The following is a 19,945-nucleotide window of genomic DNA, read 5'->3' on the forward strand; positions in this document are numbered from 1 at the left end:
GTCACGCCTTGAGCGGGTCGTGGCCCAGGGTCATCAGACGGTGGCGGCGGGCGGTGTCCCCGGCCACCGGCTCGTTCTCCGGGTCCGTCTCCTCGGAGACGGCGTCCACGACCTCCTCCATGACGCGCAGGTCGGCCTCGGTGAGGTCGGTGCGGCGCTTCTGGAGGATGGCCAGGACGTGCTGTCCCGTCTCGCTGCCCGCCCGGTCCGGCAGCGGCTCCGTCGTCTCGCCGGAGTCACCGACCCGCAGCCAGGCGGCCAGCTCCGCCGACGTCATGTTCACCGCGCGGTGGAAGTCCTCCCACAGCGCGTCCATCTCGAGGGCGTCGGTCATCGTGTGCCCCTTCGTCCGTGTGCGTCGTGCGTCGTGCGTCCAGGGTCCTCAGGACTCCCGGGGGTGGTTCTCCGCCTCGAACATCCAGCGCTGCTTCTCCAGGTCGGCGGTGATGGAGATCAGCAGGTCCTGCGTGACCAGGTCGGCCTTCTCGGTGGCGTCGATGCGCTCGCGCAGCCGCGTGATCGCCGCGCCGAGGGCGTCGGTCATCACCTCGACGGCCTGCGCGTCGCGCAGCCAGCCCTCCGCGGGCGCCGGCAGGGAGAAGACCTTGGCGATCGTCTCCGGGCGGCCGTCCGGCGGCACGCCGATGGCCGCGGCGCGCTCCGCCACCGTGTCCGCGTGCGTGCGCGCGGCCGAGACCACCTCGTCCAGTTGCAGGTGGACCGAGCGGAACCGCGGCCCCACGACGTTCCAGTGCGCCTGCTTGCCGATCAGGGACAGTCCGAGCAGGTCGATCAGGGTCTCCTGGAGGGCCTCGCTGGAGATCCGGCGGGCCTCGTCCGGAAGCGTGCTCCTCACGACGGTCATGAAGTGGTGTTCCTCCCAGTCGATGCGCTCGTGGCGCGAGGGCGGGGCCCGCGGGCGATGCCGGCGCGGGCCGCGCTCCGCGACCACTCCGTGAAGGCGCGGGTGCCCCCGGCCCTTCGGGACAAACCCGGCCGGCGGTAGGGCGGGACCGGCCGTGACCTCCAGGATCTTCCCCGGGAGGGGTGGGGCGGTCTATAGTCCGAAACTAGCGGTGCTAATTAAGTGAGCCGCCGATCGGCAGCCCGGCCGTCGGCTTCCGGATCAGGAGTTTGCGTTGCGTCCCGTCCACTTCGCGGCCGCCCGCCGCACCCCCATCGGCAAACTGCGCGGAGCCCTCTCCGGCGTACGGCCCGACGACCTGGCCGCCGCGGTGATCCGCGGCCTGGTCGCCGATGTGCCCGCGCTGGACCCGGCCCGCGTCGACGACGTCTACTGGGGCGCCGCCAACCAGGCCGGCGAGGACAACCGCAATGTCGCCCGGATGGCCGCCCTGCTCGCCGGCCTCCCCGAGTCCGTCCCCGGCGCCACCGTCAACCGCCTCTGCGCCTCGGGCCTGGAGGCCGTCACCACCGCCGCCCGCACCATCGCGGCCGGCGAGGCCGACATCGTGATCGCCGGCGGCTCCGAGTCCATGAGCCGCGCCCCCTTCGTGCTGCCCCGCCCCGACGAGGCCCTCCCGCACCGCATCGAGACGTACGACACGCGGCTCGGCTGGCGGCTCGTCAACCCGGCGATGAAGGAGCTGCACGGCCTGCTGGCGATGGGCGAGACGGCGGAGGAGGTCGCCGGACGGTACGGCATCTCGCGCGAGCGTCAGGACGAGTTCGCCCTGCGCAGTCACCGGCGCGCCGCCGAGGCCCGCAAGAGCGGCCACTTCGACGACGAACTGCTGCCCGTGACCCGCCCGGACGGCGTGGTCGTCGACGCCGACGAGTGCGTCCGCGAGGACACCTCCCTGGAGAAGCTCGGCCGGCTCAAGCCGGTGTTCCGCGCGGGCGGCTCGGTCACCGCGGGCAACGCCTCCCCGATGAACGACGGCGCCGCCGGGCTCATCCTGGTCAGCGAGGAGGCCCTGAACGACCTGGGCCTGGAGTCGCTCGGCCGCTACGTCGCCGGCGGCTCGGCGGGCGTCCACCCGGACGTCATGGGCATCGGCCCCGTCCCGGCCACCCGCAAGGTGCTCGCCCGCGCCGGCTGGGACGTCGGCGACGTCCAGGAGGCCGAGTTCAACGAGGCGTTCGCCGCCCAGGCCCTGGCTTGCGTGGACCAGCTGGGCATCGACCCGGAGCGGGTGAACGCCGACGGCGGCGCCATCGCCCTCGGCCACCCGTTGGGCTGCTCCGGCGCCCGCATCCTCACCACCCTGCTGCACCGGATGCGCCGCACCGGCGCCGAAAGGGGCCTCGCCACCATGTGCGTGGGCGTGGGTCAGGGCAGCGCGGTGCTGGTCGAACGCCACTGACCGGCGGCCGCCCCGGCGGCCATCGGACGGGACGCGCCTTACCGGCGGCCGATGCCCGCACGTAGCATCGGTCGCCGCATGAACACCATGACCCTCTGGGACCTCACCGGCTGGGAATTCGCCGCGCTGGCCTTCGCGGCCCTGCTCGTCGGGTTCTCCAAGACCGCCGTCAGCGGCGCGAACACGGTGAGTCTCGCCGTGTTCGCCGCCGTCCTGCCCGCCCGCGCGTCCACGGGCGTCCTGCTGCCCATCCTGATCGCCGGGGACGTCCTCGCCGTGCTGACCTACCGGCGGCACGCCCACTGGCCCACCCTGTGGCGGCTGTTCCCCGCCGTCGCGGCGGGCGTGGCCGTCGGCACGGTCTTCCTCATGTGGGCGGACGACGGGATCGTACGGACCTCGATCGGGGCCATCCTGCTGCTCATGGCCGGGGTGACGGTGTGGCGCCGGCGCCGCGCCGACGCCGAGGAGGAGCCCGACGGGGTGGTCACCCGGGCCGGCCGCATCAAGGCCCGCTCCTACGGCGTCCTCGGCGGCTTCACCACCATGGTCGCCAACGCGGGCGGCCCGGTGATGTCGCTGTACCTGCTCTCCGCGGGCTTCCGGAAGCTGGGCTTCCTGGGCACGTCGGCGTTCTTCTTCCTCATCGTCAACACGTCCAAGCTGCCCTTCAGCGCGGGCCTCGGCCTGATCGACGCGGACTCCCTGCTGCTGGACGCGGCCCTGGTGCTGTTCGTGGTGCCGGGCGCGTTCCTCGGCAAGTGGGCGGTGACACGGATCGACCAACGGCTCTTCGAGCACCTGGTCATCGCGGCGACGGTGGCGGGGGGACTGCAGCTGCTGCTGCGCTGACCGTGCGGGCTCAGGGGCCGGGCGGGCCGCCCGGGGGTGTCGTCTCCCGGTGGTCGTCGAGCCGCCGCGGCTTGCGGTGGGGCAGGTGGAGGTGGCTGGGGGCCGCCGTGCGGCCCACCGTCGCGGCGAGTTTGCGGAGACGGCGCCAGTCCAGGCGGGGCGGGCCGGGGGCGACGCCGGGGCGTTTGCGCGGGACGCGGACGCGCAGGACGCCCGGTGCGATGCGGCAGCGGACCGGCGCGGGCAGCACCATCGCCTCGCCGTCGACGCCCGCCTCGATCTCGTCCCGGTCCGCCTCGATGACCACCTCCGGCGCGGTCAGCACCGTCAGCCCCGCCGGGTCCGGGTTCAGCAGCAGCGCGGCCGCGCTGAACGCGCCCTCCACCCTCACCCCGAGGACGCCCAGCGTCCCCGAGTCCAGCCGCTCGCGCCGCCCGAGCCCGAACGGGTCACCGGTGCGGTACGGGTTGTTGCTGACCAGCATCGCCTGCGGCGCGGTCAGCGTGGTGTCGCCGACGCGGGCGACCAGCCGGGGCCCCTGCTGCCCGGTGAGCAGGTCCGGCAGCATCTCCAGACTCGTGCCGATCTTGTCGTCGCGGTACGCGGGACTCTGCACGATCGCCGCGTACGCGCCGAACGACGCGTTGTTCACGAACGGCTGCTCCCCGGCGAAGCCCAGATCGACCCGGAGCTCCACCCCGTCCGTCAGCGCGTCCAGGCACGCCGCCGGATTCCCCCGGTCCAGGCCGAGGTCCAGCGCGAAGTGGTTGCGGGTGCCCGCGCTGATCACCAGGAACGGGACGTCGTGCTCGGCGGCCACGGCCGCGACCAGCGCCTGGGTGCCGTCGCCGCCCGCCGCGCCCAGCAGGTCCGCGCCGTCGGCGACGGCACGCCGGGCCAGCTCGGTCACGTCGTGCTGCTGTCCCGGCTCCAGCAGCACCACCCGCGCGCCCAGCCGCTCCGCCTTCTCCCGCAGCCGGAACCGGCCCACCTTGCCGCCGCCCGACCGCGGATTCATGATCAGCACCGGCTTCCGGGGCGGCGGCAGCCGCCGCTCCCGCATCGGGGCGTGCCCGCCCGTCCCGCGCAGCGCGTACCTGCCGGTCCACACCGCCAGGCCCCACAGCCCCAGCGACACCAGCAGCGCCCAGAACAGCGTCACCGCGAACAGCGCCAGCAGCCCCGCCGGCACGCACACGGCGACCAGCGCGGCGCCCCACCGCAGCGGCCCGCGCAAGGTCAGCGTCCACCACACGGCCGCCGCGCTGAGCCCCAGCCCGGCCACCCCCAGCACCAGGAGCAGCAGTCCGCGCAGCCCGCCGTAGACGAGGGGGGTCGCCACGGCGAGCGCCGCCGCGAGCAAGGCCCCCCGCGCCGCCCACCGCTGGGCGTGGTAGCCCCGCCTGCTCCAGTCCACGGCCATGACTCCTTAGGTCGCCCGGCGTCATCGTAGGGCGAACGGCACAGGTGTGCGGGCCGATGGTGATCAGCGGCGGACGGGCCGCCGCCGGACGCCATGCCCGCTCGCCGTACCCTCGGCGCATGTCCCCGCATGTGCTGATCCTCGGCGGCACCACCGAGGCGCGCCGGCTCGCCGCCGCGCTGGCCGCCCGCCCCGGGACCCGGGTGACGACCTCGCTCGCCGGACGGGTCACCCGGCCGGGCGCGCTCGAGGGCGAGGTGCGCGTCGGCGGCTTCGGCGGCCCGGACGGACTCGCGGCCTGGATCCGTGGCGAGAGGGTGCACGCCGTCGTCGACGCGACCCATCCCTTCGCCGCGACGATCACCGCGAACGCGGCCACCGCCACCGCCGGCGCACGGGTGCCCCTGCTGGTGCTGCGCCGCCCCGGCTGGCGGCCCGGCCCCGGTGACCACTGGCACCCGGTCCCCTCCCTGGAGGCGGCCGCCGCCCTGCTGCCCGGCCTCGGGCGCCGGGTGTTCCTGACCACCGGGCGTCTCGGCCTCGCGGCCTTCGCCGGGCTCACCGGGCTGAGCTTCGTCGTACGGTCGGTCGAGCCCCCCGAGCCGCCGCTGCCCCCGCACACCGACGTGCTGCTGGCGCGCGGGCCGTTCACCGTGGCCGACGAGACGGCCCTGCTGCGCGAGCACCGCGTCGACGTGCTGGTGACGAAGGACAGCGGCGGCGCGGCGACCTCCGCGAAACTCACCGCCGCCCGCGACCTCGGCCTCCCCGTCGTGGTCGTCCGCCGGCCGTCCCTGCCGGAGGGGATCAGCCCGCTCCCGGACGTGGCCGCGGTCCTGGACCGGCTGGATGAGGTCCTCGCCCGACCCGCCGGGCGGGCCTAACGCTCGCCGGGGGAGCGGCGCAGCAGATAGGTGTCCATGATCCAGCCCTTGCGCTCCCGCGCCTCGGCGCGCAGGCGCTCGATGCGCGGGGCGGCCTCGGCGACCGGACCGGAGACCAGGATCTCGTCCGGGGTGCCGATGTAGGCGCCCCAGTAGATGTCGACGTCCTCGTCGGCGAAGGCGCGGAAACGCTGATGCGCGTCCAGCATCACCACCACGTCGTCCACGCCCTCCGGGAATCCCTCCTCCGCGAGCCGTCGTCCCGTGGTGATCTGCACCGGGCGCGCGACACGGTTGAGCCCCGTCCGGTGCCGGGCCACCAGCGCGGACACACTGCTGACGCCCGGCACGACGTCGTACACGAAGGAGACGGTCCCGCGCTCCAGGACTTCCTCCAGGATGCCGAGCGTGCTGTCGTACAGCGACGGGTCGCCCCACACGAGAAACGCGCCGGTCCCGTCCTCGCCCAGCTCCTCCGTGATCATCCGCTCGTAGACGTCGGCACGGGCGCTGCGCCAGTCGCCGACGGCGGGGGAGTAGGCCGAGCCGCCCGCCGAGCGGTCCCGCTCGGGGTCACGCGCCTCGACGACGCGGTACGTCCGGTCCGACAGATGCGTCTCCAGCATGTCCCGGCGCAGCCGCGTCAGGTCCGCCTTCGCCTCGCCCTTGTCGAGCAGGAAGAACACGTCCGTGTCCCGCATGGCCCTGACCGCCTGCAGGGTGAGCTGGTCGGGGTCACCCGCGCCGATACCGATCACATGAAGAGTCCGCACACCCCGAGTCTGCCGCACGGTACTCGCCGCGTTGACACCGCACCCGGCCCCTGCGCTCAGGAGCCGCCCCGCAGCCGGGGCGCCCGCGTTCCCGCGTCCACCGGGACACCCCGCTCCACCTCCGTCGCCAGCTCCCGGGCCCAGGCGATCACACCGGGAAGATCGATCCCGTGCGGGCGAAGACCCGCCCCGGCTGCCCACTCCTCCGCCGCGCCGGCCCCGCGCCGCAGGAGCCGCGCCCCTCCGGTGGCGTTCCCCCGCGCGGCATGGGTGAGCCCCACGGCGAGCTGTGCCAGCCCTCGCCACAGCTCCCGTTCCTTCTCCGGCCCCGACTTCCAGGCGTCTTCGAACACTTCGTGCGCGTGGAACGGCTTGCCCTCGTCGAGCAGCCGCTGCGCCTCCGCCACGCTCTCCTCCGGCCGCCGCACGACCCCCTCGGGCTGCCGGGGCACCCCTTCCGCGCCGTACGGCAGGGGCCGCCCGAGCCCGTCACGGGGCCGTGCGTTGCGCGCCCGCCCCTCGTCGTCCCGATCCCGCGCGGCGGCTGTCCGGCCGGCGGACGTGCTGTCCATGCTGCCCATACGCCGATTGTCCCAAGTCCGGGCCCGCTTCGACGCGGCCCGGGGGGTGGGGTAAAGTACTGTCCGCGCGATCACGCGGTTCACCGCATGTGACCGCACCGGGACGTGGCGCAGCTTGGTAGCGCACTTGACTGGGGGTCAAGGGGTCGCAGGTTCAAATCCTGTCGTCCCGACGGTGCAGTGCGGGCTCGGAGCCCGGATCAGGGCCTTGTCCACATCACGTGGGACAGGGCCCTCGGTCGTTTCCGGAACTCCGTCCCGCCGGGCGGCGTGCTGAACGGACAGGGGCCCTGCCCGGATCCTCTCCGGGCAGGGCCCCTTCTCACTCAGCGGCGCCCGTCAGATGGCGTCGAGTTCCACCTCCTCGTAGACCCGGTCCCACCAGGTGTCCATCTCGAACGCCGGCGGGTCGAGCTCACGAAGCCGGTCCCTGATCTCCAGTCCGAAGGCGATCCGTGCCGCCTCCGACGGATCCATCGCGTCCTCGTCGTCCTCGTCCTCGTCCTCCTCGGACTCGAGATCGTCGAAGTCGTCGACGTGCTCGCACCGGTAGTCCCAGGCGGCGAGGGCGTCGAGGAACGCGATCAGTGACGAGTTCACGAACCGGGGCTTCGGCAGCGACGGGTCCAGCAGCAGCACCCTCCCGTCGCTGTCGAGCACGTACTCGGGGACGTGGTATCCGGGATTCAGCTGGGCGTCGTGCTGGCCCAGCCTCCAGTACCGGTGACCGGACGGATCGGAGACGACGGTGAAGGGAGCACCGTGCGTACTCGGGTAGAACATGGCGGCCTCCCGCGGCAGCCCGTACCGCTGGGCCGTGCCGAGTGCTTCGCGCACGGCCTCCGGCCAACTGTCCGAGCCGGAGAGCGCATCGGCGTCCAGTTCCAGGATGCCGTCCTCCTCCCACGACGATGCCGTCAGCCACCGAGGTGTGTACCCCACGAGAAGTCCCTTTCGTGACGCTCCGTCGCTCACAGCTTTCCTCGCCGGATCTGCGTCAGCATGCGCTTGAGCTCGTTGAGACCTTGTCGCCCCCGAAGGTACTCCTGAGCCAGTTGTCGCATCCGTTGTAGTCGCAGGGGGCGAGTCCGGTGTGCTCGACGGTCTGGCCGGCCGGGGCTGACGGTGCCGAGCCGTTGCGGCCGTACCGGTACGACTCGGTTGACGGACCGTCACCGGTCTTGTCGAGGACGAGGACATCGAGATCCTCGAGCGGGCCCGTTCGACGGGGTCAGCGCAGAGTGACGCGGGCCGCCACCGGCAGATGGTCGCTGCCGGTGGCGGGCAGGGCGCGGACGTGGTCGACGCGCGCCGAGCGGGCCATGACCTGGTCGATGCGGGCCACCGGCAGGGCGGCGGGATAGCTGAAGGCGAAGCCCCGTCGTGCCACGTCCATCCGTGAGGTCAGCGGGGCCAGCCCGCGGTCGTCGGCCGTGCCGTTGAGGTCTCCCATCAGGACCACCTGTTCCAGCCGCTCGGCGGCCACGGCGCGGCCCAGCAGGCCGGCGCTCTCGTCGCGCCGGGCGGACGCAAGGCCGCGCGTGCCGACCCGGACCGAGGGCAGGTGGGCGACGTACGCGGCGATCTCGCCGTACGGGGTGTGGACCACGGTCCGCAGCCCTCGGCTCCACGGCTCCGTGATGTCGGCGGGCTTGATGTCCAGCGGGCGGACCCCGGTGAGCGGATGCTTCGACCACAGCCCGACGGTGCCCCGGACCGCGTGGTACGGGTAGTCGGCGGCGAGCGTCCTCCGGTAGACCGACAGGGCCGGATCCACCAGCTCCTGCAGCGCGATGAGGTCGGGCCCGGCGCCGGCCAGGTCCCGGGCCGTGCCCGCCGGGTCGGTGTTCTCGTCGCTGACGTTGTGCTGCACCACCAGCAGGCCGTGCGGGCCGGACGCGGCCCCGGGCAGCAGCAGCCCGCCGAACAGGTGCGTCCAGGCCGCCATGGGCAGCAGCAGGGCCAGCAGCGCGACGGCCGAACGGCGCAGCAGGGCCAGCCCGAACAGCGGGACGGCCACCAGTGCGAGCCACGGCAGAAACGTCTCCAGCAGACTGCCCAGCCGCCCCGGCGAGTTGGGCACCACCCCGTGGAACGTCAGCAGCCCGGCCGTCAGCACCGCGCACACCACGAGCACCCGCCCCCGCTCCCACTCCCCGTAGCGCTCCACACGTCTCCCTGTTCACTCGTCCCGTCGATCAGGACGAAGGACGAGGCGGAACAGGTTCCGTCCGCCGCCCGCGGTGGCCGTGATCAAGGACCGCCTCGCCTCAGGACCTGACCAGCAGCTGGAAGTCGAAGGAGTACCGGGACGCGCGGTAGATATGGCTGCCGTACTCCACCGCACGGCCCGTGTCGTCGTACGCGGTGCGCTGCATGGTGAGCAGGGCCGCGCCCTCCTTCTCGTCCAGGCGGGACGCCTCCTCGGCGGTCGCCGAGCGGGCGCCGACCGTCTGGCGGGCGCTGTGCAGGGTGATGCCGGCCGCGCGCATCATCCGGTACAGGCCGGTCGCCTCCAGGCGGTCGCCGTCCAGGTCGAGCAGGCCCGCCGGGAGGTAGTTGCCCAGCAGGGCGACCGGCAGGCCGTGGGTGCGGCGCAGCCGCTCCAGGACGATCACCTCGGCGCCCTCGGGCAGCCCCAGGGCGGCGGCCACACCGGGCGGCGCCGGGACGGTCTCGTTGCGGACCACCTCCGTGGTCGGGGCCTGCCCGGCCGCCTCCAGATCGTCGTAGAGGCTGGTCAGCTCCAGGGAGCGGCGCACCTGGCTGTGCACCACCTGCGTGCCCACCCCGCGCCGCCGGACCAGCAGCCCCTTGTCCACCAGGGACTGGATGGCCTGGCGGACGGTCGGCCGGGACAGGCCGAGGCGCACCGAGAGGTCCACCTCGTTGCCCAGCAGGTCGCCGGGCGCGAGCACCCCGCTGGAGATCGCCGCCTCCAGCTGCTGGGCGAGCTGGTAGTACAGCGGCACCGGACTGCCCCGGTCCAGGGCGAAGTCCAGGGAGTGCGTCGCCGGTCCGGCCGCGGCGCGTGCGGGGTCACCGGTCTTCGCCATGGACGTGCCTTCCTGTCGGGGCTTCCGGTCGGAGCGTGGGGGACGGGTTCACAGGTGGCGGCGGCGCCCCGCGACCTGGGCCTCGTACCGTTCGCGGGCCCGGACGGCGGCCTCGCGGGTGGCGACCTCCGCCACCGGCACGTCCCACCACGCCTCGGCCGGGGGAGCGGTCGGCGCCGGGTCGGTCTCGACGTACACACAGGTCGGACGGTCGGAGGCGCGGGCCTCGGCGAGGGCGGTGCGCAGCTCCCGCACCGTCTTGGCGCGCAGCACGTCCATGCCGAGGCTGGCCGCGTTCGCCGCGAGGTCCACCGGCAGCGGGGCGCCGGTGAAGGAGCCGTCGGCGGCGCGGTGGCGGTAGGCGGTGCCGTAGCGCTCGCCGCCGGTCTCCTCCGACAGGCCGCCGATGGAGGCGTAGCCGTGGTTCTGGACGAGGACCACGTTGACGGGCAGGCCCTCCTGCACGGCGGTGACGATCTCCGTGGGCATCATCAGATATGTGCCGTCGCCGACCAGGGCCCAGACGGGCGTGCCGGGCGCGGCCTGCTGGACGCCGAGCGAGGCCGGGATCTCGTAGCCCATGCAGGAGTAGCCGTACTCCAGGTGGTACTGGCGGGGGCTGCGTGCGCGCCACAGCTTGTGCAGGTCGCCGGGGAGCGAACCGGCCGCGTTGATCACCACGTCGTCGTCGCCGACCACCGCGTCCAGCGCGCCCAGCACCTGTGTCTGGGTCGGCACGGCGGTGTCGTCGTCGGCGCGCAGGGCCGCTTCGACGACCTCGTCCCAGCGCTCCTTGCCGGTCCGGTACTCCGCCTCGTAGGCCGCGTCCACGCGGTACCCGGCGAGTCCGTCGGCGAGCCGCTCCAGGCCGGTGCGCGCGTCGCACACCAGGGGGCGGGCGGCGAGCTTGTGGGCGTCGAAGCCGGTGATGTTCAGGTTCACGAACGTCACGTCCGGGTTCCGGAACAGGGTGCCGGAGGCGGTGGTGAAGTCGGTGTAGCGGGTGCCGACGCCGATCACCACGTCGGCGTCGCGGGCCAGCGCGTCGCTCACCGCCGTACCGGTGTGGCCGATGCCGCCCAGGTCGGCGGGGTGGTCGTGGCTGAGCGAGCCCTTGCCGGCCTGGGTGGAGGCGACCGGGATGCCGGTGGCGTCCACCAGCGCGCGCAGCGCGTCCTCGGCCTCGCTGTGGTGCACCCCGCCGCCCGCGACGATCAGCGGCCGGCGCGCCGCCCGTACGGCTGCCACGGCCGTGTCCAGCTCCACCGGGTCGGGGGCGGGCCTGCGCACGGTCCAGACCCGTTCGGCGAGGAACTCCTCCGGCCAGTCGTACGCCTCCGCCTGCACGTCCTGCGGCAGCGCCAGGGTGACCGCGCCGGTCTCGGCCGGGTCGGCGAGCACCCGCATCGCGTTCAGCGCGGACGCGATCAGCGCTTCGGGGCGGGTGATCCGGTCGAAGTACCGGGACACCGGGCGGAGCGTGTCGTTGACCGACACGTCGGCCTCGACGGGGTGCTCCAGCTGCTGGAGCAGCGGGTCGGCGGCGCGGGAGGCGAAGTAGTCGCCGGGCAGCAGCAGCACCGGCAGCCGGTTGATCGTGGCGAGCGCGGCGCCGGTGACCAGGTTGGTCGCGCCAGGACCGATGGACGTGGTCACCGCTTGCGCGGAGAGGCGGTTGAGCTGGCGGGCGTACCCGACGGCCGCGTGCACCATCGCCTGCTCGTTGCGGCCCTGGTGGTACGGCATGGCGTCCCGGTACTCCACCAGGGCCTGGCCGAGCCCGGCGACGTTGCCGTGGCCGAAGATGCCCCAGGTGCCCGCGATCAGCCGGCGGCGCACGCCGTCCCGCTCGGTGTACTGCGCGGACAGGAACCGCACCAGGGCCTGGGCGGTGGTCAGTCGGCGGGTGGTGGCGCTCATGCGGACCTCTCCGGTGCGGTGTAGAGGGGGAGTCGGGGGTCGACGGGCTGCTCGGGCCAGGTGTCGCGGATCCAGGCGTGGTCGGGGTGGTCGCAGATCAGCCAGGCGCGCTCGGCCTCGGGTCCCGCCATGACGTTCAGGTAGTACATGTGGTGGCCGGGCACCGCCATGGACGGCCCGTGCCAGCCGTCAGGGATGAGGACGACGTCGCCGTCGCGCACCTCGGCCAGCACGTCCGTGTCGCGGCCCGGGCCGGACGGGGAGACCCGCTGGTAGCCGAGGCCCGGTGTCCCGTCGTGGGCGGCGAACTCGAAGTAGTAGATCTCCTCCAGCACCGACTCCTCGCCCGGCCGGTGCTCGTCGTGCTTGTGCGGCGGGAACGACGACCAGTTGCCGCCCGGGGTGAGCACCTCGACCGCGATCAGCTTGTCGCACTCCAGGACGCCCGCCGCGCCGAAGTTGTTGACCTGGCGGGAGCAGTTCCCGGTGCCGCGCAGCTCCACCGGCACGTCCGACGCGGGTCCGTACCGCGCGGGCAGCCGCCGCGTGCAGCGGGCGCCGGTCAGCGCGAACCGCCCGCCCTCCGCCGACGCCACGGTGACCCGGGCGTCGCGCGGCACATAGGCGAAGTCGGTGACCCCGTGGAACACGCTCGTCCGGCCGGTGAGCGCGAACTCCTCATGGCCGAAGTCGTCGTCCGAGGCGACCGTGCACGCGCCGGCCAGCGGCAGCACGATCCACTCGCTGTCCCCGGTGTCGAAGGTGTGCGAGCCGCCCGGCTCCAGCCGCAGCACGCGCAGCGAGGAGTACCCCCAGCCGGCGCTCCGCGGGCTCACGTCCACGGCGTAGGGGCCGGCGGCGGCCTTGCCCGCGGGAAGGTGATGGGTCATGGGTGCCTCCGTCTGCGTACGTCGTCGTACGGGCTGTCGTAGGGGCGTCTCACAGCAGGCCGACGGCCGTGTCCACCGCCGTCTCCACACTGCCCTCGGCCGGGTAGAGCAGGGAGCGGCCGACGACCATGCCCTGCACGGTGGGCAGCCGCAGCGCCTTGCCCCAGCGCTCGTAGGCCGCCTCCTGGTCGCCGACCTCGCCGCCGAGCAGCACCACCGGCAGCGTCGAGGTGCGCAGCACCTCCGCCATGTCGTCGACGTTCTCGGTGACCGGCAGCTTCAGCCAGGTGTAGGCGGAGGTGCCGCCGAGCCCGGAGGCGATGGCGATGGAGCGGGTCACGGCCTCGGCGGACAGGTCGTTGCGCACCCGTCCGTCCACCCGGCGGGAGAGGAACGGCTCCACGAACACCGGCAGCCGGCGCGCCGCCATCGCGTCCACGGCGCGGGCGGAGGACTCCAGCGTGGTCAGCGAGCCGGGGTCGTCGTAGTCGATGCGGACCAGCAGCTTGCCCGCGTCGAAGCCGAGCCGCTCGATGTCCTCGGCTCGGTGGCCGGTGAAGCGGTCGTCCATCTCGAAGGACGCCCCGGCCAGGCCGCCGCGGTTCATCGACCCCATGACGACCTTGTTCTCCAGCGCCCCCAGCAGGAGCAGGTCCTCCAGGATGTCGGCGGTGGCCAGCACCCCGTCCACGCCCGGCCGGGACAGCGCGACGCACAGGCGTTCCAGCAGGTCGGCGCGGTCCGCCATGGCCAGACGGCGGTCGCCTATGCCGAGCGCGCCCCGCGCGGGGTGGTCGGCGGCCACGATCATCAGCCGGCCGCTGTCGCCGATCAGCGGACGGCGGGCCCGGCGGGCGGCCGCCTCGGCGACGGCCTCGGGATGCCGGGCGCGGACCGTGGTGAGCTCGGGGATGCTGAGGTTCAAGGGAAGGGCTCCGTTCAGGACTGGTTCGGCCGGCCCGCCGCGTCCGGCTCCGCGGCCCGCGCGAGGAGGTCGGCGACCTCCGGCCCGGTCGGCATGGCGGACGAGCAGGCGAGGCGCGAGGCGACGAGGGCGCCGGCCGCGTTGGCGTGGCGCATGGTCCGCTCCAGGTCCCAGCCGGAGAGCAGACCGTGGCAGAGCGAGCCGCCGAAGGCGTCGCCGGCGCCCAGGCCGTTGACCACCTCGACCGGCACCGGGGGCACCTCGGCCCGGGTGCCGTCCCGGTGCACGGCCAGCACACCCCGGGGACCCTGCTTGACCACGGCCAGCTCCACGCCGGCCGCCAGCAGAGCCTCGGCGCAACGCTCGGGCTCGCGCACCCCGGTGGCGACCTCGCACTCGTCGAGGTTGCCGACCGCGACCGTGGCGTGGCGCAGCGCCTCGCGGTAGTACGGGCGCGCCTGGTCCGGGTCCCGCCAGAACATGGGACGCCAGTCCAGGTCGAAGACGGTGGTGCCGGCCTTGTCCCGGGCCTCAAGGGCGTGGAGGGTGGCGGTGCGGCTGGGCTCCTCGCTCAGGCCGGTGCCGGTGATCCAGAAGACGCCGGCCGCACGGATCGCCGGCAGGTCCAGCTCATGCGGGTGGATCTCCAGGTCGGGGGCCTTGGGGCGGCGGTAGAAGTAGAGGGGGAAGTCGTCCGGCGGGAAGATCTCGCAGAAGGTGACGGGGGTCGGGTAGGCGGCCACCGGGGTCACCCAGCGGTCGTCCACGCCGAAGTCCTTCAGCGCCTCGTGCAGATAGGCGCCGAAGGGGTCGTCCCCGGTGCGGGTGATCACCGCGGTGGAGCGGCCGAGCCGCGCCGCGGCGACCGCGACATTGGCGGCCGAGCCGCCCAGGAACTTCCCGAACGTCTCCACCTGCGACAACGGCACCCCGGTCTGCAGGGGATAAAGATCGACCCCGATGCGACCCATGGTGACGAGGTCGAAATACTGTGGTGTGTCGGCCATTGAGCGACGCTCCTCGAGGTGCTGGGGATGCGGGTCCCGGGACGCCCTGCCACGGTGGGACGTGCTTCCGGGGACCTGCCGCCTCCCAGGTGTAGGTCTCGAGGGGCGGCGGTGTCAATAGTTTGTACTTACATTCGGACGAGCGCGTGAAATGATGTCTTAACAAAGTATTGACAGCAGGCGGTTTTCGGGGATTGGATCGCGTCCCAGCACAACCGCCGTGTGTGATGGCACACACCCCGGACTCCCGAGGTTCCGGGCACCGGACTCTCGGACTCCTCGCCCCCTTTTTCCCCCGTGAAGCACAGTGAGGTGCAGGACTGATGGACCGCTCTTCCCACCCCCGCTCCCGCAGAGTCGCCCCCTTCGTCGCGGCCGCGGCGGCAGCCGCCCTGGCCCTCGCCGGCTGCTCCAGCGGTTCCGGCGGCAAGAAGTCCGAGGAAGGCGGAGCGGACGCCTCGGCCGGCAAGGCCTCGACGCCGCAGATGACGGTCGCCCTGGTCACCCACCAGGCGCCCGGCGACACCTTCTGGGACATCGTGCGCAAGGGCGCGCAGACCGCCGCCGACAAGGACAACGTCAAGCTGATCTACTCGGCCGACCCGAACGCGGGCAACCAGGCCAGCCTGGTGCAGAACGCCATCGACCAGAAGGTCGACGGCATCGCGGTCACCCTCGCCAAGCCGGACGCGCTCAAGGGCGTCATAGCCAAGGCCACCGCGGCCGGCATCCCGGTCGTCGGCCTGAACTCCGGACTGAGCGACTGGAAGGACCTCGGGCTGCTGGAGTTCTTCGGGCAGGACGAGACCGTCGCGGGCGAGGCGTTCGGCAAGAAGCTCAACGAGGTGGGCGCGAAGAACGCGGTCTGCGTCGTCCAGGAGCAGGGCAACATCGGCCTGACCCAGCGCTGCGCCGGCCTGGAGAAGACCTTCGAGGGCAAGACGCAGGTCCTCAACGTCAACGGCACCGACATGCCGTCGGTGAAGTCCACCATCACCGCCAAGCTGAAGCAGGACTCCTCCATCGACTACGTCGTCACCCTCGGCGCGCCCTTCGCGCCGACCGCGGTGCAGTCCGTCGAGGAGGCCGGCAGCAAGGCCAAGGTCGCCACGTTCGACCTGAACAAGGAGCTGACCGGCGCCATCAAGGACGGCGACATCCAGTTCGCGGTGGACCAGCAGCCCTACCTCCAGGGCTACCTCGCGATCGACGGCCTGTGGCTCTACAAGAACAACGGCAACTACAGCGGCGGCGGCGAGCAGCCCGTCCTGACCGGTCCGGCCTTCGTCGACAAGTCCAACGTCGACGCCGTCTCCGAGTTCGCCGCGAAGGGCACCCGGTGATGAGCATGGCCCAACAGGCGGAGCCGGCGGCGACCACGCCGCCGGCCCCCGGCCCCGAGAAGCAGAAGGACGGCCGCACCGCGCGGCGCCCGCTGGCACTGCGCCTGCTCGCCCGGCCCGAGGTCGGCGTGTTCCTCGGCGCCGTCGCCGTCCTGGTGTTCTTCCTGTTCGCCGCCCCGCCGGTGCGCGACGGCGGCTCGATGGCGAACATCCTGTACCAGTCGTCCACCATCGGGATCATGGCGCTGCCCGTGGCGCTGCTGATGATCGGCGGCGAGTTCGACCTCTCGGCCGGCGTCGCCGTCGTCACCTCGGCGCTCACCGCGAGCATGCTCAGCTACCAGCTCACCCTGAACGTGTGGGTGGGCGTGGTCGTCGCCCTCCTGGTGTCCCTCGCGGTCGGCTTCTTCAACGGCTGGATGCTGGTGAGGACCGGACTGCCCAGCTTCCTGGTCACCCTCGGCACCTTCCTGATCCTCCAGGGCGTCAACCTCGCGGTGACCAAACTCGTCACCGGTAACGTCGCCACCGACAGCATCAGCGACATGGACGGCTTCGACCAGGCCAAGGCGCTCTTCGCCTCCAGCTTCGAGGTCGGCGGCGTCCAGGTGAAGATCACGGTGATCTGGTGGCTCGTCTTCGCCGCCCTCGCCACGTGGGTCCTGCTGCGCACCAAGTACGGCAACTGGATCTTCGCGGTCGGCGGCAACAAGGAGAGCGCCCGCGCGGTCGGCGTCCCCGTCACCTTCACCAAGATCTCCCTGTTCATGCTGGTCGGTTTCGGCGCCTGGTTCGTCGGCATGCACAACCTGTTCTCCTTCAACACCGTGCAGTCCGGCGAGGGCGTGGGCCAGGAGCTCATCTACATCGCCGCGGCGGTCATCGGCGGCTGTCTGCTGACCGGCGGCTACGGCTCGGCGATCGGACCGGTCTTCGGCGCCTTCATGTTCGGCATGGTGCAGCAGGGCATCGTCTACGCCGGCTGGAACCCCGACTGGTTCAAGGCCTTCCTCGGCGTGATGCTGCTCGGCGCCGTCCTCATCAATCTGTGGGTCCAGCGCACGGCGACCCGGAGGTGACCGCAATGACCGACAAGACGACCGGCACCGACGGTGCCGTCCGCACGGACACCCCGGCCGGCGAGGACCGCCCCCTGGTCGAGCTCCGCGCCGCCGGCAAGTCCTACGGCAACATCCGCGCCCTGCACGGCGTGGACCTGACCGTCCACCCCTCCAAGGTGACCTGCGTCCTCGGCGACAACGGCGCAGGCAAGTCCACCCTCATCAAGATCATCTCGGGGCTGCACCAGCACACCGAGGGCGAGTTCCTCGTCGACGGCGAACCGGTGCGCTTCTCCACCCCGCGCGAGGCGCTCGACAAGGGCATCGCCACCGTCTACCAGGACCTCGCGGTCGTCCCGCTGATGCCGGTGTGGCGGAACTTCTTCCTCGGCTCCGAGATGACCAAGGGCCCCTGGCCGCTGCGCCGCCTCGACATCGACCGCATGAAGCGGACCGCCGACGAGGAACTGCGCAACATGGGCATCGTCCTGGACGACCTGGAGCAGCCCATCGGCACGCTCTCCGGCGGCCAGCGCCAGTGCGTCGCGATCGCCCGCGCCGTCTACTTCGGCGCCCGCGTCCTCATCCTCGACGAGCCCACCGCCGCCCTCGGCGTCAAGCAGTCCGGGGTCGTCCTGAAGTACATCGCCATGGCCCGCGACCGCGGTCTCGGCGTCATCTTCATCACCCACAACCCGCACCACGCCTACATGGTCGGCGACCACTTCAACGTGCTGCGCCTGGGCACCCTGGAGCTCAGCGCCGACCGCAGCGAGGTCAGCCTCGAGGAGCTGACCAACCACATGGCGGGCGGCGCGGAACTGGCCGCGCTCAAGCACGAGCTGGCGCAGGTCCGCGGCGTCGACACGGAGGAGCTCCCCGAAGACGGCGCCCTCCGCGCACCCACGGCCGCGACCCCGGAAGGGAAGTCCTGACATGGCAGTCGCCCTCGACCGCATCCGGGTCGGATCCGCCCCCGACTCCTGGGGCGTCTGGTTCCCCGACGACCCGCAGCAGGTGCCCTGGCAGCGCTTCCTCGACGAGGTCGCCGAGGCCGGCTACTCCTGGATCGAACTCGGCCCCTACGGCTACCTGCCCACCGACCCGGCCCGCCTCACCGACGAGGTGCGCAGCCGCGGACTCCAGGTGTCCGCCGGCACCATCTTCTGCGGGCTGCACCGCGGCCCGTCCGAGTGGGACGCCACCTGGGAGCAGGTCAGCCGCGTCGCCGCGCTCACCCAGGCGATGGGCGCCGCGCACCTGGTCGTCATCCCGTCGTTCTGGCGGGACGACAAGACCGCCGAGATCCTGGAGCCCCCGGAGCTCACCACCGAGCAGTGGGGCCACCTCACCCGGGGCATGGAACGCCTCGGCCGCGAGGTGAAGGAGACCTACGGGCTGGACATCGTCGTCCACCCGCACGCCGACACCCACATCGACACCGAGGAGCACGTCGAGCGCTTCCTCGACTCCACCGACGCGCGCATGGTCAACCTCTGCCTCGACACCGGTCACTACGCCTACTGCGGCGGCGACAGCGTCAAGCTGATCGAGACCTACGGCGAGCGCATCGGCTACCTGCACCTCAAGCAGGTGGACCCCGAGATCCTCGCCGACGTCGTCAAGAACCAGATCCCCTTCGGGCCCGCCGTCCAGCGCGGCGTGATGTGCGAACCGCCGGCCGGTGTTCCGGAGCTGGGCCCGGTGCTGACGGCCGCGCAGAAGCTGGGCGTGGACCTGTTCGCGATCGTCGAGCAGGACATGTACCCCTGCGAGCCGGACAAGCCGCTGCCCATCGCGGTGCGCACCCGCAAGTTCCTCCGTTCCTGCGGCGCCTGACCACCATCACCCGGACCGGGAGGCGACACACATGAACCGGCGCGAGCCCCTCGGCATCGCCGTCATCGGCACCGGCCGCATGGGCGCCGACCACGTGCGGCGGATCGACCGGGTGATCAGCGGGGCGCGGGTCGCCGCGGTCGTCGACCTCGACGGCCGACGGGCCGAGGCCGTCGCGGCCGGCGTCGACGGCTGCACCGCCCACACCGACGCGGCCGGGGCCCTGAAGTCGGCGGACGTCGACGCCGTGCTCATCGCCTCCTCGGGGCCCGCCCACGAGGAGGCGCTGCTCACCGCGTTCGCGCACGACCTGCCCGTCCTGTGCGAGAAGCCGCTCACCCCCGACGCGGCCTCCGCGCTGCGCGTCATGGAGGCCGAACAGGCCCTCGGCCACCGCCGGGTGCAGGTCGGCTTCATGCGCCGCTACGACACCGAGTACGTCCGCCTCAAGGCGCTGCTCGGAACCGGGCAGCTGGGCCGGCCGCTGATGCTGCACAACCGCCACCGCAACGTGGCCAGCCCGCCCTTCTTCACCAGCTCCATGCTGATCAGCGACTCCGTCGCCCACGAGGTCGACGTCACCCGCTGGCTGCTGGGCCACGAGATCACCGCCGTGACGGTGCTCCGCCCGGCCCCGTCCTCCGGCGCCCCGGAAGGACTGCGCGACCCGCAGTTCGTCGTCCTGGAGACCGACGGCGGGGCGCTCTCCGACGTCGAGATCTTCGTCAACTGCGGGTTCGGCTACCAGGTGCAGGCCGAGGCGGTCTGCGAACACGGCACCGCCCGCATCGGCGACGGCCACCAGCTGGTCACCAACATGGCCGGACGCTGGGGCGGCACCATCGCCCAGGACTGGACCGAACGCTTCGCCCAGGCCTACGACGACGAGGTCCAGGCCTGGGTCGACGCCACCCGCCGCGGCGAGGTCACCGGCCCGAGCACCTGGGACGGCTACGCCGCCGCGGCCGTCTGCGAGGCCGGCGTCCGGGCACTGGAACAGGGCGGCCGCATCGAGGTCGACCTCGTGCGGAAGCCCCCGCTGTACGCCTGAACCCAGCGGCGAG

The 19,945-nt window shown here is 72.8% G+C and carries 20 protein-coding genes and 1 tRNA gene; 9 read left to right on the forward strand and 12 right to left on the reverse strand.

Annotated features, from left to right (window positions below; all coding sequences use genetic code 11):
• Position 1 precedes the first annotated feature (1 nt).
• Together ACP7TJ_RS29000 and ACP7TJ_RS29005 are read right to left on the reverse strand one after the other, a co-directional pair.
• Positions 2 to 334, reverse strand: a complete 333-nt coding sequence (locus ACP7TJ_RS29000; RefSeq protein WP_167744454.1) for a DUF3140 domain-containing protein — start codon at positions 332 to 334, stop codon at positions 2 to 4.
• A 48-nt stretch (positions 335 to 382) separates the two neighbouring features.
• Positions 383 to 865: a Dps family protein gene (locus ACP7TJ_RS29005; RefSeq protein ID WP_093767325.1), complete on the reverse strand. Its 483-nt coding sequence runs from the start codon at positions 863 to 865 to the stop codon at positions 383 to 385.
• Positions 866 to 1,139: 274 nt separating this feature from the next.
• On the opposite strand from ACP7TJ_RS29005, the gene ACP7TJ_RS29010 reads away from it, so the two are divergent.
• Complete coding sequence (locus tag ACP7TJ_RS29010; protein ID WP_093767326.1) at positions 1,140 to 2,327, forward strand: thiolase family protein; 1,188 nt, start codon at positions 1,140 to 1,142, stop codon at positions 2,325 to 2,327.
• A 78-nt stretch (positions 2,328 to 2,405) separates the two neighbouring features.
• Positions 2,406 to 3,179, forward strand: a complete 774-nt coding sequence (locus ACP7TJ_RS29015; protein ID WP_167744455.1) for a sulfite exporter TauE/SafE family protein — start codon at positions 2,406 to 2,408, stop codon at positions 3,177 to 3,179.
• Between the two features lie 10 nt (positions 3,180 to 3,189).
• On the opposite strand, the gene ACP7TJ_RS29020 is transcribed toward ACP7TJ_RS29015, so the two are convergent.
• Positions 3,190 to 4,602, reverse strand: coding sequence for a diacylglycerol/lipid kinase family protein (locus tag ACP7TJ_RS29020; protein ID WP_189909509.1), 1,413 nt, complete (start codon positions 4,600 to 4,602; stop codon positions 3,190 to 3,192).
• Positions 4,603 to 4,721: 119 nt separating this feature from the next.
• Between ACP7TJ_RS29020 and ACP7TJ_RS29025 the strand changes: the two genes are divergently transcribed.
• Positions 4,722 to 5,486, forward strand: coding sequence for a cobalt-precorrin-6A reductase (locus tag ACP7TJ_RS29025; protein WP_266550805.1), 765 nt, complete (start codon positions 4,722 to 4,724; stop codon positions 5,484 to 5,486).
• Here ACP7TJ_RS29025 and cobF read toward each other — a convergent pair.
• Both cobF and ACP7TJ_RS29035 read right to left on the reverse strand, forming a co-directional pair.
• Complete coding sequence (gene cobF, locus ACP7TJ_RS29030) at positions 5,483 to 6,259, reverse strand: precorrin-6A synthase (deacetylating) (protein ID WP_266402835.1); 777 nt, start codon at positions 6,257 to 6,259, stop codon at positions 5,483 to 5,485. The genes ACP7TJ_RS29025 and cobF overlap by 4 nt on opposite strands.
• Before the next feature lie 56 nt (positions 6,260 to 6,315).
• Complete coding sequence (locus ACP7TJ_RS29035; RefSeq protein ID WP_175447574.1) at positions 6,316 to 6,840, reverse strand: DUF309 domain-containing protein; 525 nt, start codon at positions 6,838 to 6,840, stop codon at positions 6,316 to 6,318.
• Positions 6,841 to 6,939: 99 nt separating this feature from the next.
• Between ACP7TJ_RS29035 and ACP7TJ_RS29040 the strand changes: the two genes are divergently transcribed.
• Positions 6,940 to 7,013: transfer RNA gene (locus ACP7TJ_RS29040), tRNA-Pro, on the forward strand.
• A gap of 166 nt (positions 7,014 to 7,179) precedes the next feature.
• Here the strand turns inward: ACP7TJ_RS29040 and ACP7TJ_RS29045 are convergent.
• From ACP7TJ_RS29045 to iolC, 7 genes are all read right to left on the reverse strand, one after another.
• The gene (locus ACP7TJ_RS29045; protein ID WP_367548345.1) at positions 7,180 to 7,782 is read right to left on the reverse strand and encodes an SUKH-4 family immunity protein; all 603 of its coding nucleotides are present in this window, start codon (positions 7,780 to 7,782) and stop codon (positions 7,180 to 7,182) included.
• A 289-nt stretch (positions 7,783 to 8,071) separates the two neighbouring features.
• Positions 8,072 to 9,010, reverse strand: a complete 939-nt coding sequence (locus ACP7TJ_RS29050; RefSeq protein ID WP_427766490.1) for an endonuclease/exonuclease/phosphatase family protein — start codon at positions 9,008 to 9,010, stop codon at positions 8,072 to 8,074.
• A 100-nt stretch (positions 9,011 to 9,110) separates the two neighbouring features.
• Positions 9,111 to 9,896: a GntR family transcriptional regulator gene (locus ACP7TJ_RS29055; protein ID WP_189909505.1), complete on the reverse strand. Its 786-nt coding sequence runs from the start codon at positions 9,894 to 9,896 to the stop codon at positions 9,111 to 9,113.
• Positions 9,897 to 9,944: 48 nt separating this feature from the next.
• Complete coding sequence (iolD, locus tag ACP7TJ_RS29060; protein WP_427766493.1) at positions 9,945 to 11,816, reverse strand: 3D-(3,5/4)-trihydroxycyclohexane-1,2-dione acylhydrolase (decyclizing); 1,872 nt, start codon at positions 11,814 to 11,816, stop codon at positions 9,945 to 9,947.
• Positions 11,813 to 12,706: a 5-deoxy-glucuronate isomerase gene (gene iolB, locus ACP7TJ_RS29065; protein ID WP_401626614.1), complete on the reverse strand. Its 894-nt coding sequence runs from the start codon at positions 12,704 to 12,706 to the stop codon at positions 11,813 to 11,815. Before iolB ends, iolD begins: the two co-directional genes overlap by 4 nt.
• 49 nt (positions 12,707 to 12,755) lie before the next feature.
• Entirely contained in the window at positions 12,756 to 13,631 is an 876-nt protein-coding gene (locus tag ACP7TJ_RS29070; protein ID WP_387621308.1) for a Cgl0159 family (beta/alpha)8-fold protein, read from the reverse strand.
• A 14-nt stretch (positions 13,632 to 13,645) separates the two neighbouring features.
• Positions 13,646 to 14,638: a 5-dehydro-2-deoxygluconokinase gene (gene iolC, locus ACP7TJ_RS29075; RefSeq protein ID WP_093767338.1), complete on the reverse strand. Its 993-nt coding sequence runs from the start codon at positions 14,636 to 14,638 to the stop codon at positions 13,646 to 13,648.
• 323 nt (positions 14,639 to 14,961) lie between these two features.
• Between iolC and ACP7TJ_RS29080 the strand changes: the two genes are divergently transcribed.
• From ACP7TJ_RS29080 to ACP7TJ_RS29100, 5 genes are read left to right on the forward strand one after another with little or no spacing between them, the layout of a single operon-like run.
• Positions 14,962 to 15,981, forward strand: a complete 1,020-nt coding sequence (locus tag ACP7TJ_RS29080) for a sugar ABC transporter substrate-binding protein (RefSeq protein WP_093767339.1) — start codon at positions 14,962 to 14,964, stop codon at positions 15,979 to 15,981.
• Positions 15,981 to 17,060 (forward strand): ABC transporter permease, encoded by a 1,080-nt coding sequence (locus ACP7TJ_RS29085; protein ID WP_093767340.1) that lies wholly within the window; start codon positions 15,981 to 15,983, stop codon positions 17,058 to 17,060. Before ACP7TJ_RS29080 ends, ACP7TJ_RS29085 begins: the two co-directional genes overlap by 1 nt.
• Before the next feature lie 5 nt (positions 17,061 to 17,065).
• Positions 17,066 to 17,977, forward strand: a complete 912-nt coding sequence (locus ACP7TJ_RS29090; RefSeq protein ID WP_093767341.1) for an ATP-binding cassette domain-containing protein — start codon at positions 17,066 to 17,068, stop codon at positions 17,975 to 17,977.
• Between the two features lies 1 nt (position 17,978).
• Complete coding sequence (locus ACP7TJ_RS29095; protein WP_427766500.1) at positions 17,979 to 18,881, forward strand: sugar phosphate isomerase/epimerase family protein; 903 nt, start codon at positions 17,979 to 17,981, stop codon at positions 18,879 to 18,881.
• Positions 18,882 to 18,912: 31 nt separating this feature from the next.
• On the forward strand, positions 18,913 to 19,932 hold the full coding sequence (locus tag ACP7TJ_RS29100; RefSeq protein WP_427766503.1) for a Gfo/Idh/MocA family protein: 1,020 nt from the start codon (positions 18,913 to 18,915) through the stop codon (positions 19,930 to 19,932).
• The last annotated feature ends 13 nt before the right edge of the window (positions 19,933 to 19,945 follow it).

Origin of the sequence: Streptomyces sp. DSM 41931, assembly GCF_050271085.1 — a bacterium.
Taxonomy (GTDB): Bacteria; Actinomycetota; Actinomycetes; order Streptomycetales; family Streptomycetaceae; genus Streptomyces; species Streptomyces albogriseolus.